The sequence below is a fragment of the Candidatus Krumholzibacteriota bacterium genome (assembly GCA_016931295.1).
In the GTDB taxonomy this organism is placed as follows: Bacteria; Krumholzibacteriota; Krumholzibacteriia; order Krumholzibacteriales; family Krumholzibacteriaceae; genus JAFGEZ01.
In genome coordinates this window covers 16655-33177 of the sequence record JAFGEZ010000047.1, presented here as the reverse complement: position 1 = coordinate 33177, position 16523 = coordinate 16655, and the positions used below count along the sequence as shown (strand labels likewise).

Sequence of the window (16523 nt, the reverse complement as noted above, 5' to 3'; positions counted from 1 at the left end):
CGAACTCATCCGGTCGCTTTGCCCGCCGTGCCACGGCCGGGCGTTCCGCCGAAGATCTTGTCCGCCTCGCCCAACGGGCGGATACGTTCGGGAGGAATGGAGACGGGCTCGGCGCGCCATATCTTCCGGTTGTAGTCCGCGATCGACCGGTCGGAGGAGAAACGGCCCATCCGCGCGACGTTCAGGATCGCCCGCCGCAGCCACTCGTCGCGGTCTCGGTAGATCCGGTCGACATCCATCTGGCACCGGTGATAATCGGCGAAGTCGGCGAGGACGAGGTAGGGATCCTCGTTGAGGAGGCGCTCGACCAGCGGGCGGAAGAGCCCGGGCTGATCGGGCGAGAAGAATCCCCGATCGACGAGACCGATCGCCTCCTCGAGCGCCGGATCCCGCCGCGCGTACTCCCGGGGGTCGTAGACGGGCCGGAGCGCGGCGACCTCGTTCGCCTCGAGACCGAAGAGGAAGAGATTCTCCCTGCCCACCTCTCCGGCGATCTCCACCGTCGCGCCGTCGAGCGTGCCGACGGTCAGGGCGCCGTTCAGGGCGAGCTTCATGTTGCCCGTTCCGGATGCCTCGTAGCCCGCCGTCGAGATCTGCTCGGAGACGTCCGCAGCGGGAATGATGCGTTCGGCGAGCGTCACGCGGTAGTTGGGGAGGAAGACGACACGCAGCGTCTCGCGCGTCACCGGGTCGGTGTTGATCATCTCGGCCGTGTGGCAGATGAGACGGATGATCAGCTTCGCCGCCTCGTAATCGGGGGCCGCCTTGCCGGCGAAGACGAAGGTCCGCGGGTGAAGCCTGAATTCCGGCTCCTCCTTGAGCCGCACCCAGAGGTAGATGACGTGGAGGATGTTGAGGAGCTGGCGCTTGTACTCGTGGATCCGTTTCACCTGGACGTCGAAGATCGTGTCGGGATCGACGAGGTAGCCGGTGAGATCCTCGGCGAGGTCCGCCAGGGCGGATTTGTTTTGCTTCTTCACCGCGGCGAACCGGCTGCGGAAGCCGGCGTCGTCGGCGTACGCCTCGAGGCGGCGGAGCTCGTCGAGGTTCCTGACCCAGTCCGTGCCGATCGCCCCGCTCACCAGCCCGGCCAGGGCGGGATTCGCGGCGAGGAGCCATCGCCGCGGGGTGATGCCGTTCGTCACGTTCCGGATGCGGCCGGGAAAGAAATCGTCGAAATCGCGGAAGATCCCCTCGCGGAGAAGGCCCGTGTGGAGCCGGGCAACCCCGTTGACGGCGTGGGAGCCGACGATCGCGAGGTGGGACATGCGGATCTTCCTGCCCGCGTCCTCGCGCACGATCGACATGCGGCGCGCGCGGTCGTCGTCGCCGGGATGGGCGATGGAGACGTCGCGGAGGAACCGCCGGTTGATCTCGTAGACGATCTGGAGGTGGCGCGGCAGCAGGGAGCCGAAGATCTGGACCGGCCATTCCTCGAGCGCCTCCGCGAGGATCGTGTGGTTGGTGTAGGCGCATGAGCGCGTCGTGATATCCCACGCCTGCTCCCACGGCAGGTGCTGTTCGTCGACGAGGAGGCGCATCAGCTCGACGACGGCGAGCGAGGGGTGGGTGTCGTTCATCTGGATGGCGACCTTCTCGGGGAACACGTCGAAGGTGTCGTGGTTGACGAGGTAGCGTCTGACGATGTCCTGGATCGAGCAGGAGACGAAGAAATACTGCTGCTTGAGCCTGAGCTCGCGGCCCTGGTCGTTCGTGTCGCTCGGGTAGAGGACCTTCGAGATGTTCTCCGAGAGGTTCTTCTCCTCGACCGCCTTGAGATAGTCCCCGTTCTGGAAGTACTCGAGGTCGAACTCCTTCGACGCACGCGAGGCCCAGAGCCGCAGCGTGTTGACCGTCGTGTTGTCGTACCCGGCGATCGGCGTGTCGTGGGCGACGCCCAGGACGTCTCTCGTGTCGACCCAGAGCGTCCGCTGCGAACCGTCCGGCCAGGTCGTGTCGCGGGTGCGGCCGTGGAATTTGACGGTGAAGCTGTACTCCGGACGCTCGATCTCCCATGGATTTCCGTATTTCAGCCAGCAGTCGGGGAGCTCGACCTGGCCGAGGTCGCGGATCGCCTGGTCGAAGATCCCGAATTCGTACCTGATCCCGTAACCGTAGGAGGGAAGCTCCAGCGCGGCCATCGAGTCGAGAAAGCAGGCGGCGAGCCGTCCGAGACCGCCGTTGCCCAGCCCCGCGTCGGGTTCCTGCCCGGCGAGCTCGTCGATGTCGAGGTTGAGCGTGGCCATCGCCTCGCGGGTCTCCGCGTAGATGTTTAGATTGACGAGATTGTCGACGAGGGCGCGGCCGAGCAGGTATTCGGCCGAAAGGTAGTAGACGCGCTTGGCGTCCACGTCGTAGTAGTGCTGCTGCGTGCGGATCCACTGCTCGATGAGCCGGTCGCGCGCCGTGAGGGCGAGCGCGTGGTAGAGATCGCGGACGGTCGCCGTGTACTGGTCCTTCGAGAGGGAATACTCGAGGTGGTTCGCGAACCCCATCGCGATGCTCTCGCGATCCATCCCCTTGTGGAAGATCCCCCATTTCCTGAAGAGCTCGCTCTGTCTCATCATTTCCTCCGCGCGGTCGGCGCGGCGTCAGTATGCGCGCGGTCCCGGCATCATTGAAAGGGGAAAATGCCCCCGCCTCGTCACGTGCCCGGGAGCCGGAGCGACGATCCGGGATCCCGGCAGATGCGGTAGAAATTGCATGCGCGGCACGCCGCGGCATCGTCGATCCGCGGAAAATCGCTGGGCGGACGGGCCTCGTTGCGTTCCGTGTCGCCATCCACGACAAGATCGGCCAGGCGCGCGATGCCCCGTTCGATGTGTTCGTGGAAGGTCTCGAGACGCTCCGCGTCGACGAAATGGTCGCGGATTTTGCCGCCGGAGGCGAGTGTGACCTCGCGGAGGCGTATCGCGTCGATCGGCTCCCCGAGCACCTCCGTCGCCCAGTAGGCGTAGATCCCGAGCTGCACCCCGGTCCGGGCCGATCCGCCGCCGCCCGTCTTCCAGTCGACGATGTTGAAGACGCCGTCCCGTCCCCGGTAGCAGAGATCGGTTTTGGCGAAGACGGTCACTTCGCCGAAGACGAATGACTGCGAGAACTCGGCACGGTCGAGATCCTCGATACGCCACGTTCCGGCATCCGTCTCCAGAAGCTCGGCGAGGATGGGGCTGTCGAGGAGCCCCTCGACGGAGGCCACGCACTCGTGCCGCGCCCGCTCGATGCGCCCGGGCGGAAGGGGAAGCTCGTACTCGTGTTCGAAGAGGGCGAGCCAGTCGATGTCGAGTTTCCCCCCGCGTTTCTTCGGCGCGGTCAGGTACCGGCGATCGCCCGAGAAGTCGAGCTGCGCGGCGAAGCGTTCGAGGGCGTACCGGACGACGTCCCCCCTCGCGGGGATGCGATGCTTCAGGCGCATCGACCGGAGGACCATCGTGGCGACGTAATGGACGAGTTGTCCCCGCCAGAGGGGAAGGGAAACGAGGCGCTTGAGCTTGAACGCCTCGCGCGCGATCGCCGGCGCGCCGGCGGTCCATCCGCCCCACGACACGTAGTAATGGAAAAGGTACCTGCGCGGGCAGGCATCCAGCGTCGATTCCCGCGAGAGGGAATAGCCGAATCGATTCCGGAAGGCCATCGTTTCCTGCCCTGCCGGCACGCGCCGCGACGGCTACTTCGCCTTCGCCTTCGTCTTCCGGCGCGAAGCCGTGGTCCGGCGGCGAGGCTTCGCCGCGGTCTTCGTCGCCTGCTTCGGCGCGATCTTCCGCGTCGGGTCCTCGACGATCGCGCGGCGGGCGCGGCGCCGGATCGGCTTGTGCATCGGTTTGTGGTCGTCGAAGACGCCGCGGTAGAGGCGGTTCTCCAGCCGATAGGGCTCGAACTCGAAGTCGAATTTCATGTTCTTGTTGCCGCGGAGCGCCACGTCACGGTCGGTGTACATGTAGAAGTGCATCTTGCCGGAGGTGCGCTGCTGGGCGAAGGAGTCCATCTCGTCGCGATGGAACAGCCAGGCCCGCAGGGTGCTCAGGTCGACGCAGACGATGAAGTCGGCATCGTGCTTTTCCCTGATCCACCAGTCGAGCGCCGGCTTGCCCTTGCCTCCCGCCTGTTTCGGCCGGAGGTTGGAGACGACGAGGGCACGGTAATCCCTGATCGGCTTGTCGAGACTGACGATGAGGTCGAATTCGCCTTCCGCCGACGAGCACCCGATGCTGTCCCGCAGGAACAGCGCCTGGGCGAAGAGTTTGCCGCTCAAACCGATCTTGTTCTTCTGGATCCTGCGCATGGGCGTCTCCTTTCGCTTGCTGGATACATCCACTGACTATAGAAAACGTCAAGGCCGCAAGGCCGGAATCTGATGGTGTAAATCACGAACGCATTATATCATACACCGGACGAAGAGCACGAAACAGAAAATTCGTCTTTTCCCGGGCATGCGATCGTCCGCGAGAGGTCGCCATGCAAGCGGGCGACGTGCGGCGCATCCCCGTTCCCGGCGATCGTATCCGCCGGGCTTCTTTTTTCAAGGAACCGTTACCCGTGTCGGGCGATCGATCTCTCCATGCAGAAAACATGCAGACAGTCGACGACGATGTCCGATATCATCCTGCCTGTCGGGTTCGCCACTATCGCGGACTTTCCGCAGGAGGAAGGGAACGCTGCACTTTCCTTCTAACAGACAATCGTTCCCTAATAAAATACATTTTTAGTCGGAAAGAAGGAAAAGTCAAGAAATGTTTACATACGATGAGCCGTTGTACCGGCCCCCGAGCGAGGCGGAGTCGCTGATCCTGCAGGCCACGATCGGGTGCTCGCACAACCGGTGCCGATTCTGTTACATGTACAAGGGCAAGCGGTTCCGCGCCAGGCCGTGGGAGGATCTTTGCCGCGAGATCGACGAGGCGGCGGCGGTTCTTCCCGGCGTTCGCCGCGTTTTCCTCGCCGACGGCGACGCGCTCGCGCTGCCGGTGGATTGCCTCGTCCGGATACTCGAGCACATCGGCGTCTCCTTTCCCGCTCTCCAGCGGGTGAGCGCGTACGCGACGCCGCAGAACCTGCTCCGCCGGACCGTCGGCGATCTCGAGCGGCTGCGCGAGCTGAAACTCGCGATACTCTACTACGGCATCGAATCCGGCGACCCCGGCGTGCTCGCGCGCATCGACAAGGGCGCCACTCCCGACGAGATGGCCGACGGCTGCGCTCGCGCCTCGGCGGCGGGGCTCAAGCTCTCGGCGACGGTCATCCTGGGGCTCGGGGGACGAAAGGGAAGCGACCGCCACGCCCGGGAGACGGCGTCGCTCGTCAACCGGATCCGGCCCCGGTATCTCTCGGCGCTGACACTCATGCTCGGCCCGCGCGCCGACGACTTCGCCCGGGAGATGGGGGAGGGATTCGCCTTCAACACGCCGATGGACGACCTCGCCGAGCTGCGCACGCTCGTCGATTGTCTCGACGTCGACCGGTGCATCTTCCGGAGCAACCATGCGTCGAACCGGCTTCCGCTCGCCGGGACGCTCCGCAAGGATCGAGAGCGCCTGATCCTGGCGATCGACGAGGCGATCGCCGATCCCGGGGCGCACCTTCGCGCGGAGTGGATGCGGGGGTTGTAGAGCCGCCGGGGTCAGCGGCGGAGGAGCCGACGGAGCCCCGAGGCGGCGACGTAGAAGGCGTAGTCGACGCGTTTGCCCCCCCAGCGTTCCTTGTAGTCGATCAGGCCGTGGGCGTTCTCCGGCGAGGCGCCGAGGTTCACCATCTTGACACCCGTCGCGGCGCCCCGCTCGATCGCGTCGGCGAGCAGGACATGGTTGGGTTTGAGGTGGCGGTTCTCGTAGTCCGAGACGGTCTGCCAGTTGAAGAGCGTGTCGCCGTGGATGAAGTTGATGCACGATCCGACGAGGCGGCCGCCCTCGTTCAGCCCGTTCCAGTAGAGCATGGAGGAGCCGCCGAGTTTCTCGAGGAGCGCCCGGAAGAACCGTTTCCGGTAGAGGGGCCTGACGGCGCCGTGGCGGCGCTCGGTGAGCGAGTAGAGCCGGTAGAATTCGTCGAGACGATCCCCGTCGTCGATCCGCACGATCTCGGTCAGGGCGCGCTGGCCGCTCCTGATGTGGCCGTTGAGCTTCTTGTCCGGCGGGGTGTGCTCGCCGTCGCCGTTGAGGCTGATGACGTGCGTGAAACAGTCCCGCTGTTCGAGGAAATCCCGATCGATCCCGCCGAGGCCGCCGTTGAAATCGGTGATGACGATGCGGGAGTAGCCGCCGGCGCGCAGGTGGTCGAGGAGGTGCCCGTAGAACCCGCGTTTCCTCTCCGGGGTCGCCTCGCGGAACAGGGCGTGGCCGTACGTGCCGTAGGGCATCGCGTAGAACGAGCGCATGCCGAAGTGGCGCGTGATCACCGCGGGCATGCCGGCGACGAGCCGGCCCGTCTCGTAGCCGCAGAGAAAGACCGCCTCGACCCCCCGGGGGAGACCGGCGACGCAGACGTCGGCCCAGTGGATCGTATGAAAAAACGAACCGGTGCCGACGAGGTCCGACCAGTCGTCCTCGTCCAGCGACCGGCGATCGACGACGCGAAATTCCATGTATCTCCAACGGCGAGAAGATCGTTGTCCGCACGATTCGACATGGCGAATGTAACGGATTCTCCGGTTCCCGTCAACGTTCGAGTCGTTCCTCCCGTTCGAACGGCAACCCGGGGATGTGCCGGGACGATCGGGTCGGCGGCGGCGCTGCCGCCGCCACGCTCCGCTGCCCGGTCGTCGACGAACAAACCGGCGCGGGGATCAGACTCGCCGCGGTGACCGTGCTCGAGACGGGCGCGTTCGCCCTGATCGGTTCCCACGGCAATCTCGACATCGTTCTGCCCGAGGGCCTCCGGCGCGCGCCTCGTTTTCTGATCGTCGCAACTCTCTCCTGGACGGTGTGTTACGAGGTTCCAGGCCCGTGGCGCGCCCCGTGCCGGTTCCCGGGCCGCGCTCGAGGAATAGGGTTGCAATATCCGGGATGCTGTATTACCTTTTTCGCGTTTGACCCGCCGGGCCGCGGTCCGGCGCTCTTTCGCAATCGTTCGCCCCAAGCCGGCGGGGGAGTCTCATGGGAAAGCTCGTGATCATCATCATCAGCGCCGTACTCGTCAACAACTACGTGTTGATGCGGTTTCTCGGCATCTGTCCCTTCCTCGGCGTGTCGAAGCGGCTGAAGACGGCCGTCGGCATGAGTGGGGCGGTGCTCTTCGTCATGACGATGGCCGCCGTCGTCACGTGGGTCGTCTATCATCACGTTCTCGTTCCCTTCGGCCTCACCTACTTGCAGACGGTCTCGTTCATCCTCGTCATCGCGAGTCTCGTCCAGCTCGTCGAGCTCGCCCTGCAGAAGCTGAGCCCGGCCCTCTACAAGGCCCTCGGGATCTTCCTCCCGCTGATCACGACGAACTGCGCGGTGCTCGGCGTCGCCATGCTCAACATACAGAAGGATTTCAACCTCCTCGAGACGATCGTCTTCGCGATCGGGGCCGCGCTCGGCTTCGGGCTCGCGATGGTGCTCTTCTCGGGGCTGCGCGAGCGGATCGAGCTCTGCGACACGCCGCTGCCCTTCCGCGGCACGGCGATCGGGCTCATCACGGCGGGGCTGCTCTCGCTCGCCTTCATGGGCTTCACCGGTCTTGTGAGGCTGTAGGTGCGCGCCGGCGGCCGGCGCCTGGCGGATTTCCACCGGAGGACAGGTAACCGATGCTGACAGCGATTCTGGCACTCGCGGCGGTCGCGCTCGCGCTGAGCTTCGTCCTCGCCATCGCGGCGCGCGTCTTCGCCGTCGACGTCGATCCCCGTGCCGAGAAGATCGAGGAAGCGCTCCCCGGCGCGAACTGCGGCGCCTGCGGCCTGCCCGGTTGTTCGGAGCTCGCCCGGCGCATCGCCGAGGGGAAGGCCGACATCGACGCCTGCCCCGTCGGCGGCGCGGCCGTGGCCCGCGCCATCGCCGCCATCATGGGACAGGACTTCGCCGGCGGAGGCGTCCGGCGGGTCGCCATGGTGATGTGCAACGGCGGCGACGAATCGGCCCGCAGGCGTTTCTGGTACAACGGGGTCCGGGACTGCAACTCCGCCGCCCTCCTCTTCGGCGGCGACAAGTCCTGCGCCTACGGCTGCCTCGGCCTCGGGACCTGCGCCGGCGTCTGCCCGTTCGGCGCGATCGACATGACCGGCGCCGGCCTCGCCGTCGTCGACCCGGCGCGCTGCACCGGCTGCACGAAGTGCGTGGACGCCTGTCCGAAGGGGATCATCAGGATGGTTCCCGCCGACCGGACAATCCACATCCTCTGCTCGTCCCACGACAAGGGGGCGAAGACGCGGAAGGTGTGCGCCGTCGGGTGCATCGGCTGCATGAAATGCGTGAAGGCCGCGCCTGAGGGAGCGATCGCGATGGACCGCAACCTCGCCGTCGTCGACTACGAGGCGGAGATTCCGCCGGAGATCGCCGGCGAGTGCCCGATGAAGACGATCCACGTGCGGAAACTCGACGGGTTGGCGGACCTCGACGCCGCCGCGGGAGGTGAGAGGTGATGGGCCGGTTCTTCGGAGGCGTTCATCCCGACTACAACAAGGATCTCTCGCGCGGGAAGCCGATCGAGACGATGCCCGTCCCCGGGCGGCTCGTCGTCTATCTCTCGCAGAATCTCGGCGCCCCGTCGAAGGCGGTCGTGAAGAAGGGGGACGCGGTCCTGAAGGGGCAGGTGATCGCCGAGAGCGGCGGATTCGTCTCGACACCCGTGCACGCGCCCGTCTCGGGCGTCGTCGCGGCGATCGACACCTTCCCCCATCCGGTGGGGACCGACCTGCCGGCGATCGTCATCGAGCCGGACGGAAATGACCGCTGGGCGGACGGGTGCGACGTCGAGCGAGACGTCGACGCGCTCTCTTCCGCGGAGATCAGGGATCTCGTGCACGACGGCGGGCTCGTCGGCATGGGCGGCGCCACCTTCCCGACGCACGTGAAGCTCTCCCCGCCCCCGGAGAAGCCGATCGACGTCCTCGTTCTGAACGGCGCGGAGTGCGAGCCCTATCTCTCCGCCGATCACCGGATGATGGTCGAGCACGCCGAGGAGATCCTCGACGGCGCGGCTCTCTTCGCGCGAGTCATCGAAGTCGGCCGGGTGATCGTCGGCATCGAGAAGAACAAGCCCGATGCCATAGCGGCGATGCGCGAGCGCGCGGCCGGGCGCGAGGGCTTCGAGGTGGCGGCGCTCGACGTCGTTTATCCCCAGGGGGCGGAAAAGCAGCTCATCTTCGCGGTCACCGGCCGCCGGGTGCCGGCAGGCGGGCTGCCGATGGACGTCGGCGTCCTCGTGCAGAACGTCGCGACATGCAGGGCCGCCCGCGAGGCGGTCCGGTTCAACCGGCCGCTCATCGAACGCGTCCTCACGGTCACGGGGCGCGCAATCGCCGAGCCGAAGAACCTCCTCGTCCGGGTGGGGACGCCCTTCGAGGATATCGTGGCATTCTGCGGCGGGATGAGCGGGGAGACGGGAAAGATCATCAGCGGCGGCCCGATGATGGGCGTTTCGCAGTATTCGCTCGCCGCGGCCGTGACGAAGGGAACGAGCGGCATCGTCCTGCTCAGGCGGGACGAGGTGGCGCAGTTCGTCTCCGACGCCTGCATCCGGTGCGGACGCTGCGTCGAAGCCTGCCCGATGCGGCTCGATCCCTCGACGCTCAGCATCCTCGTCGAGCGGATGCGTTTCGACGATGCGGGGGAGACGGGCGTGAACGACTGCATGGAATGCGGCTGTTGCGCCTACGTCTGTCCCTCCCGGCGCCCCCTCGTCCAGCATTTCCGGCGGGCGAAGGCGGAACTCCGCGCGAAGGCGCGCAAGGCGGGCTGAGAGCCGGCCGGCACGAACGACAGCAGACGACCGGCCGCCGCGGCGGCCGGGCAGGAGGTTCCGGTGGAAGAGAAAGAACAGGGAACGCGCCCCGGCGGGGACGGAACGCCCGCGGGCGGGGAAGCGCCCGGAAAGCCAACCGCGCCGACGGCGAAGAAGAAGGACGAGCCCGGGCCGCGCTTCATCGTGAGCGCCTCGCCGCACGTACACGACGGCCGAACCGTCGCCGGGATCATGAAGCTCGTCGTCCTGGCCCTGGCCCCCGCGACCCTCTTCTCCTTCTACATCTTCGGTCTCGCCGCGGTGCGCGTCGTCGGCGTCTCGATCCTGTCTGCGGTCGTCTTCGAGGCCCTCTTCCAGCGGATCGCCGGCCGCCCCGTCAGGATCGGCGACTGGAGCGCCGTTCTCACCGGCCTCCTCCTCGCGCTCAACCTCCCCGCGACGGCCCCGTGGTGGCTCGTCGTGGTCGGCGCATTCTTCGCGATCGTGATCGCGAAGCAGCTCTACGGGGGGCTCGGGTACAATCCCTTCAACCCGGCGCTGGTCGGCCGGGTCGTTCTGCTCCTCTCCTTTCCCGTGCAGATGACGGCCGGGTGGGTCGCCCCGTCGCGGTGGGGGATGGACGCGGTCACCACCGCCACGCCGCTCACGCGCCTGCGCGAGGCGCTCCTCGAGACGGGCAGTGTCGAGGGATTCGCCATGACGCGCGACCAGGTGCTCGACCTCGTCATCGGCAACCGCGCCGGCTGCCTCGGCGAGACCTCGGTGATCCTGCTTCTCATCGGCGGCGTCTTCCTGATCGCGAAGAAGGTGATCTCCTGGCACATCCCCGTCGCCTTCATCGCGAGCGTGTGGATCTTCGCCGGGATCGCCCATCTGGCAGACCCGTCTCGCTTCGTCGACGCGAGCTTCCACGTGATCACCGGCGGCCTCTTCATCGGCGCGCTCTACATGGCCACCGATTACGTGACGAGCCCGCTGGCGAAACGGGGGATGCTGATCTTCGGCGCCGGCTGCGGGATCATCACGATGGTCATCCGGCTCTTCGGGGCGTACCCGGAGGGCGTGTCGTTCGCCATATTGCTCATGAACGCCGCGACGCCGCTCATCGACCGCTACACGAAACCGACGGTTTTCGGCGCGGTGAAGCGGGCCGCGGCCTCGTAACGCCGCACCGGCGGGAGGAAAGACGACGATGAAGGAGATTCTCAGGCTCTGCGCGGTCCTCACGATCATCGCCGCCGTCTCTGCGGGCGTGCTGGCATACGTCAGCGCAAAGACGGAAGAGCCGATCCGCAACGCCCTCCGCGAGGAGACGCTCAGCGCCGTGCGCAGCGTGCTGCCGCCCTTCGACAACAAGCCCGACGAGGATACGGTCGTTCTTCCGGTCGTTTTCGCCGGCGACACCCTCGAGACGACCTTCTACCGCGGCAGGCTCGGAAACGCGGTCGTCGGCGCTGCCTTCCCCGTCGTGTCGATGGACGGCTACTCGGGCGAGATCGCGATCATGGTCGGCGTCGACACGCTCGGCGTGGTGCGGGGGATCGAGATCCTCCGCCATCTCGAGACGCCCGGGCTCGGCGCCAAGATCGAGACGGAGGCCTTCCGCCTCCAGTACGGCGGAACGAGCCTCGAGGATCCGGCGACGTGGGCCGTTACGAAGGACGGCGGCACGTTCGTGCCGATCACGGGGGCGACGATCTCGTCGAGGGCCGTGACGAACGCGGTGGCCGAGGGCCTGCGCTTCTTCGCCGCGCACCGCGGAGAGATATTCGCGACCGCCGCGGACGCGGCGCGGGAGGTGGAGCGATGAGCGCCGTCCGGGAATTCACCAAGGGCTTCTGGGCGGAGAACCCGATCTTCCGCCTCGTCCTCGGGCTCTGCCCGACCCTCGCCGTCACGACGACGGCCGAGAACGGGATCGGCATGGGGCTCGCCGCCACGTTCGTGCTGGTCTGCTCGAACGCGGTGATCGCCGCGATGCGCTCGATCATCCCGAAGAAGATCCGTATCCCCGCCTTCATCGTGACGATCGCCACCTTCGTGACGATCGTCGATCTCGTGATGAACGGCTACTTCCACGCCCTGCACAAGAGCCTCGGGCTCTTCATCCCGCTGATCGTCGTGAACTGCATCATCCTCGGGCGGGCCGAGGCCTTCGCCTCGAAGAACCGCGTGGCGATCTCGATCGTCGACGGCCTGGGGATGGGGCTCGGCTTCACGATCTCGCTCGTGCTGATCGGCGCGATCCGCGAGCTCCTCGGCAACGGGACGATCTTCGGGGCGGCCGTCTTCGGCGACGGCTACCTGCCCCTGCTGCTCATGATTTTGCCGCCGGGGGCCTTCGTCGTCCTCGGGATCCTCCTCGGCCTGATGAACAACGCCGAGATCCGCCTCGCCGAGAAGGCCGGGCGCACGCCGCTCATCCGCCGCGAGCACGACTGCTCGACCTGCGCGATCCACACGAGCTGGTTCGGGGAGTTCAAGCGGGAGAAGCCGGCGGACGCGGCGGACTGACCGCGCCGGCGGCGTCGAATCGACGATACGAGCCCGCCCGGCTTCGCCGGGCGGGCTCGCTGCTATTCGAGCCAGGAGCAGGGCTCCGTCGTTCGCCAGACGCCGTCTCCCGTCGCCGCCCACCCGAGGCCCCCGGCGTCGATCTCGACGTCGCGGATGCGGCGGCCGTCCATGCCGTCGTCGAAGGGGAACCAGTCGCCGCCGGTCGGCATGAAGACGAGACGCTCCGTTTCCCAGGTCAGCGCGAGGATGCCGCCCACCAAACTGAAGAGACGCGTCGCTCCCGCGTCGAGCCCGAGCGAGCGCCAGCCCCCGACGATCGCGTCGAACAGCCAAACGTCGCGGTGGCCGCCGGCGACCAGGCGCCCCCCGCCCGCCGCGGCCAGCGCGCGCACGCTCTCTCCTGCGAGCCCGGCCCCGGCCCATGCGTCCGCCCCCTCCTCGAGCACGAGCACGCCGAGGCCGTCCGCCGCGGCGGCGATCCTTCCGTCCGGCGCCGCCAGGAGGCACCGCACGCATTCGAGGTCCGGGGCGGAATCGAATGAACGGATCCAGGACGCGCCCCCGTCCGAAGAGACGAAGATTCCCCGTTCCTTTAGGTTGACCGAGCATGAGGCGAGCCACAGGCGCCCGTCCGGGCCGACGTCGAAGCCCCGGCAGAATCCGAGGAGAGATTCCCTTGACGCGCATTCCCAGCTGACGCCGAGATCGGCCGAACGGTGCAGGCCGCCGGTCGTTATCGCCCACAGGTCGCCGCCGGGACCGTGCCGCAGGAAATATGCCGCGGGTTCGCGGATGCCGCCGTTGGCGGGGCGCCACGACCCGGTTCCCGGCGGGGAGTACCAGAGTCCGGCGCATGACGTCGCGACGAGGATGCCCCCGCCGGCGACGGGGAGTATGTCGTGCGGCTCGGCGATCCCGATATCGAGGGGGAGGGGCGACCAGGAGTCGCCGCCGTCCGTCGTAGTCCACGCGCCCGCGCTGCGGGTGCCGACGATCGCGCCGGAGCCGCTCACGGCGCGGATGCACCAGAGGGAGAAGACCGGCAGGTTCGTCCTGCGCCAGGTCTCCCCGTCCCCCGTCGCGAAGATGCCCCGGTCGTCGGCGTCGACCCAGGCCTCCTTTCCGACCGTCGAGATGCGCCACACGAGGGCGTCGTCGCCGAAGGCGTGCGCGCCGACGGCGCGCCACGTCGCGCCGTCGTCCGGGGAGAGGAAGACCGAGCGCATGCTCGTGCCGACGAAGATGCCAACGCCCGGGAGGACGGCGGCGGCGGTAATCAGGTCCCCTATGGCGCCGTTGTCGATGCGCGACCAGCTGTCGCCCCCGTTTGTCGAGCGGTGCAGTTCCCGCGACGTCGAGACGTAGACGTGTCCCGCGGAGGTGACGGCGTGCAGCCGGGAGGCCTCGATGGACAAGACGGTCGTCCAGCTCTCCCCGGCGTCCGTCGAGCGGAGGATACCGTCGAAGGTCCGGCAGTAGACCCGGCCGGGTCCCGCGAGGAGCTCGACGCCGCCGATTTCCGATGCGACGACCGGCCAGGTCGCGCCTCCGTCGGTCGAGCGCAGGATCCTCCTGTCGTTGACGATGGCCAGCACGGTGTCCGGGTGGGGGGATGCGAACATGCGAACGCATGTCTCCGGCGGGAAGGACAGGACCGGCACCCAGGAGGCGCCGCCGTCGGTCGAGCGGAAGAGGCCACGGTCGGCGCTCGATGCGACCAGCACGCCGGGCGCCGCCTCGAGGACATCGACGATCGTGCCTCCCGGCGGGCCGCCGACCGGTTCCCATTCGGGGAACCCGGTGATCCCGATCGTCTCGCCGATCGATTCGCAGCCGGCGAACAGGCAGACGAGCGCGACGGCCGGCGCGTGCCGCGCGAGCGAACGTGCGACTCCCATGGTAATTCCTCCCCCCGGGGATATGATAGCCCGGAAGAAGCGCGGGGGCAGTCCCTCAGAACTTCACCACGTGCCCGAGCCAGAGGACGAACAGGATCGCCGCGACGTGGACGATCCACCACCCCGCCCTGAATCGTATCAGGTAACGCAACACGTCACCTCCACAGGAAGAAGCCGAGCGCGTAGGCCGCGCCGAGATATGCGAAGTGGCGCAGCCACCAGGCGGTGGTGAACATCCGTCCCGTCCCGTCCGGCCGCCAGTGGCGGAGGGCCGACTGCCCGACGGGGAGCTTCGCGAAAAGGATGAGGATGTTCGGGATCATCGACCGCAGAAGCAGGGCGCCGGCGCCCCCCGGCGGCGGATGGGCGATCGAGAGGTGCGCCATCGTGATCGTGCCGACGACGACGCTCATCCCGTTGATGAGGTAGCCGGCGAGCCATGTGCGCTTGAAGAAAAGCATCGCCGGGACGGCGATCGCGCTCACGACGCCGAAGACCGCCGGCAGGACGTTCGCCGGGTTCCGCGGATCGGCCGGGTCGACGGGAAGCGGGTGCAGCCGCAGGTGCAGGAAGAGCCCGCCGAGCGAGAGGAGGCCGAGCGCGAGGGCGGCGCCGACCGGCCGCCGAACGCTCATCGTCCACCGCCTCCCGCCGCCACGTGCACGCCGCAGATCCAGAGCCGCAGCAGTCGCACGTCCGCTTCGGCCATCGGCGGCGCATCGTCGGGCATTCGGTCGCCGACGATCCCCTCCTCGCCGACGATCTTCGCCATGAGGTAGCTCGCCGCGGGATCGGCCGGATCGACGAGAAGCCGTCCCTCGGCCTTCCGGCTCGGCGCGCCGACGACCGACGCGGGGAAGGCGCCGGCGGAAAGGTCGAGCCCGGCCCGCGGGAACCGGCCCGCGTGGCAGCCGGACGTGGCGCAGCCGGCCGTCATCAGCGCGGTCGCGCCCGTCTCGAGCTCGGCGTGGATCGCCGCAGCGGTCATCGGGACCTCGTCGGCCGGCGAGGGCGCGGAGAACGGGGCGGCCGCCAGAAGAGCCGCTGCGAAAGCGGATACGTGGACGATACGCATGTCGTCGCCTCCTGTCCGTTGTCGTGTCGGAGTTCCCCCGTGCAATCGTTATAGGGCACCAGCCGGCCGGGGCGCAACGGAATTCAACCGGGCGGGCGGCGAAAGCGGGACGCCGGGTGGAAGTCAGGGGCGGTCGAGCCGGAGGGCGTCCCCGAAATCGCCGAGGGGGACGTAGCGGACCCCTTCCCCGTCGGGAAGGGCGAAGAGGGCGCGTGCCCTGGACGTGGCGAGGGCGACGGGCGCCCGTTCGGGGCCGAGGACGAAGAGGCCCGTCGAGAGGGCGTCGGCGGCCATCGCCGTCTTCGCGACCACCGTCACGCCGAGCACCCGGTCGACGGGGCGGCCGTCGCGCGGGTCGATGATGTGGCCGTACCGCCGGTTGCCGATCTCGACGAAGTTCTCGTAGTTGCCGCTCGTGGCGACCGCCTCGTCGCGGAGGAGAAGCGATCCGACGATGCCGTCGCCGCCGCGCGGATCGCGGATCCCGATCGTCCACCCCCCGCGTCGGGGCGGTGCGCCGAGGGCGTACATGTTGCCGCCGACGTTCACGAGGGCGCTCGACGCGCCGCGGCTGCGCAGGATCGCGGCGGCCCGGTCGACGGCGTACCCCTTGGCGACGCCGCCGAGGTCGATGCGCATCCCCGGCGGCAGGGTGAGGGCGCGGTCGTACCGGTCGACGACGATCCGCGTCGAGCCGACGACGGCCAGCGCCGAGTCGAGCGCGGCCACCGAGGGAACGGCCGGCTCGCCCCCCCGGAATCCCCACAGCTCGACGAGGGGGCCGGTCGTCGCATCGAAGGCCCCCTCGGTGATGCGGGAGAAATCGAGGGCGCGGCCGATGACGTCGAAGAGCTCTTCGGAAAGCCGGTGCGGCAGGCCGTCCGCCGCCCGGTTGAGGCGGGAGAGCTCGCTCTCCTCCTTCCAGACGCTCATCACCGATTCGACTCGGTGCAGCTCGGCGAGCGCCTCGGCGGCGGCCGCTTCCGCCTCTCGCGGCGCGAGGCCGTGGATCTTCACCCAGGCGACCGTCCCCATGACGAATGTCTCTTCGACGACGGGATCGTCGCCCCCGCAGGCGGAGAGAAGGAGGGCGAAAAGCGCCGCGAGGGCGGGGGGGAGTCTGCGCGCGGGCATCGTTCGATCACGTCCTTCCGGCGGTG

General features: G+C 68.0%; 16 protein-coding genes. 7 read left to right on the top strand and 9 right to left on the bottom strand.

The features are described from left to right. Positions 1–5 precede the first annotated feature (5 nt). The 3 genes from JW876_11705 to JW876_11695 all read right to left on the bottom strand — a co-directional run bounded on the left by JW876_11705 (position 6) and on the right by JW876_11695 (position 4282). Entirely contained in the window at positions 6–2564 is a 2559-nt protein-coding gene (locus JW876_11705; protein MBN1886171.1) for a glycogen/starch/alpha-glucan phosphorylase, read from the bottom strand. An 80-nt stretch (positions 2565–2644) separates the two neighbouring features. Continuing rightward, positions 2645–3634, bottom strand: coding sequence for a PD-(D/E)XK nuclease family protein (locus JW876_11700; protein MBN1886170.1), 990 nt, complete (start codon positions 3632–3634; stop codon positions 2645–2647). A 33-nt stretch (positions 3635–3667) separates the two neighbouring features. Then, positions 3668–4282, bottom strand: a complete 615-nt coding sequence (locus tag JW876_11695; GenBank protein MBN1886169.1) for a hypothetical protein — start codon at positions 4280–4282, stop codon at positions 3668–3670. 448 nt (positions 4283–4730) lie between these two features. Here JW876_11695 and JW876_11690 point away from each other — a divergent pair, with 448 nt between their 5' ends. Beyond that, positions 4731–5606: a radical SAM protein gene (locus JW876_11690; GenBank protein MBN1886168.1), complete on the top strand. Its 876-nt coding sequence runs from the start codon at positions 4731–4733 to the stop codon at positions 5604–5606. A gap of 11 nt (positions 5607–5617) precedes the next feature. Here JW876_11690 and JW876_11685 read toward each other — a convergent pair whose 3' ends face one another. Further along, positions 5618–6574, bottom strand: coding sequence for a GNAT family N-acetyltransferase (locus tag JW876_11685; GenBank protein ID MBN1886167.1), 957 nt, complete (start codon positions 6572–6574; stop codon positions 5618–5620). Positions 6575–6647: 73 nt separating this feature from the next. Further along, positions 6648–6848, bottom strand: a complete 201-nt coding sequence (locus JW876_11680) for a hypothetical protein (GenBank protein ID MBN1886166.1) — start codon at positions 6846–6848, stop codon at positions 6648–6650. A 237-nt stretch (positions 6849–7085) separates the two neighbouring features. On the opposite strand from JW876_11680, the gene rsxA reads away from it, so the two are divergent. The 6 genes from rsxA to JW876_11650 all read left to right on the top strand — a co-directional run bounded on the left by rsxA (position 7086) and on the right by JW876_11650 (position 12387). Then, entirely contained in the window at positions 7086–7667 is a 582-nt protein-coding gene (rsxA, locus tag JW876_11675; protein ID MBN1886165.1) for an electron transport complex subunit RsxA, read from the top strand. Between the two features lie 53 nt (positions 7668–7720). Continuing rightward, positions 7721–8551, top strand: coding sequence for an RnfABCDGE type electron transport complex subunit B (locus JW876_11670; protein ID MBN1886164.1), 831 nt, complete (start codon positions 7721–7723; stop codon positions 8549–8551). Then, positions 8548–9870 carry an electron transport complex subunit RsxC gene (gene rsxC, locus JW876_11665; protein MBN1886163.1) on the top strand — a complete coding sequence of 441 codons (1323 nt, stop codon included), beginning with the start codon at positions 8548–8550 and terminating at the stop codon, positions 9868–9870. The genes JW876_11670 and rsxC overlap by 4 nt, the downstream gene beginning before the upstream one ends. A 183-nt stretch (positions 9871–10053) precedes the next feature. Continuing rightward, positions 10054–11037, top strand: a complete 984-nt coding sequence (locus JW876_11660; GenBank protein MBN1886162.1) for an RnfABCDGE type electron transport complex subunit D — start codon at positions 10054–10056, stop codon at positions 11035–11037. 28 nt (positions 11038–11065) lie between these two features. Next, positions 11066–11683 (top strand): RnfABCDGE type electron transport complex subunit G, encoded by a 618-nt coding sequence (locus tag JW876_11655; protein MBN1886161.1) that lies wholly within the window; start codon positions 11066–11068, stop codon positions 11681–11683. Then, positions 11680–12387 carry an electron transport complex subunit E gene (locus JW876_11650; protein MBN1886160.1) on the top strand — a complete coding sequence of 236 codons (708 nt, stop codon included), beginning with the start codon at positions 11680–11682 and terminating at the stop codon, positions 12385–12387. The genes JW876_11655 and JW876_11650 overlap by 4 nt, the downstream gene beginning before the upstream one ends. A 62-nt stretch (positions 12388–12449) precedes the next feature. Here the strand turns inward: JW876_11650 and JW876_11645 are convergent, their stop codons facing one another. From JW876_11645 to JW876_11630, 4 genes are all read right to left on the bottom strand, one after another. After that, positions 12450–14288: a hypothetical protein gene (locus JW876_11645; protein ID MBN1886159.1), complete on the bottom strand. Its 1839-nt coding sequence runs from the start codon at positions 14286–14288 to the stop codon at positions 12450–12452. Between the two features lie 155 nt (positions 14289–14443). Further along, on the bottom strand, positions 14444–14923 hold the full coding sequence (locus JW876_11640) for a hypothetical protein (protein ID MBN1886158.1): 480 nt from the start codon (positions 14921–14923) through the stop codon (positions 14444–14446). After that, entirely contained in the window at positions 14920–15363 is a 444-nt protein-coding gene (locus JW876_11635; GenBank protein ID MBN1886157.1) for a hypothetical protein, read from the bottom strand. Before JW876_11635 ends, JW876_11640 begins: the two co-directional genes overlap by 4 nt. A gap of 123 nt (positions 15364–15486) precedes the next feature. Further along, positions 15487–16497: an FAD:protein FMN transferase gene (locus JW876_11630; GenBank protein MBN1886156.1), complete on the bottom strand. Its 1011-nt coding sequence runs from the start codon at positions 16495–16497 to the stop codon at positions 15487–15489. Positions 16498–16523 lie beyond the last annotated feature (26 nt).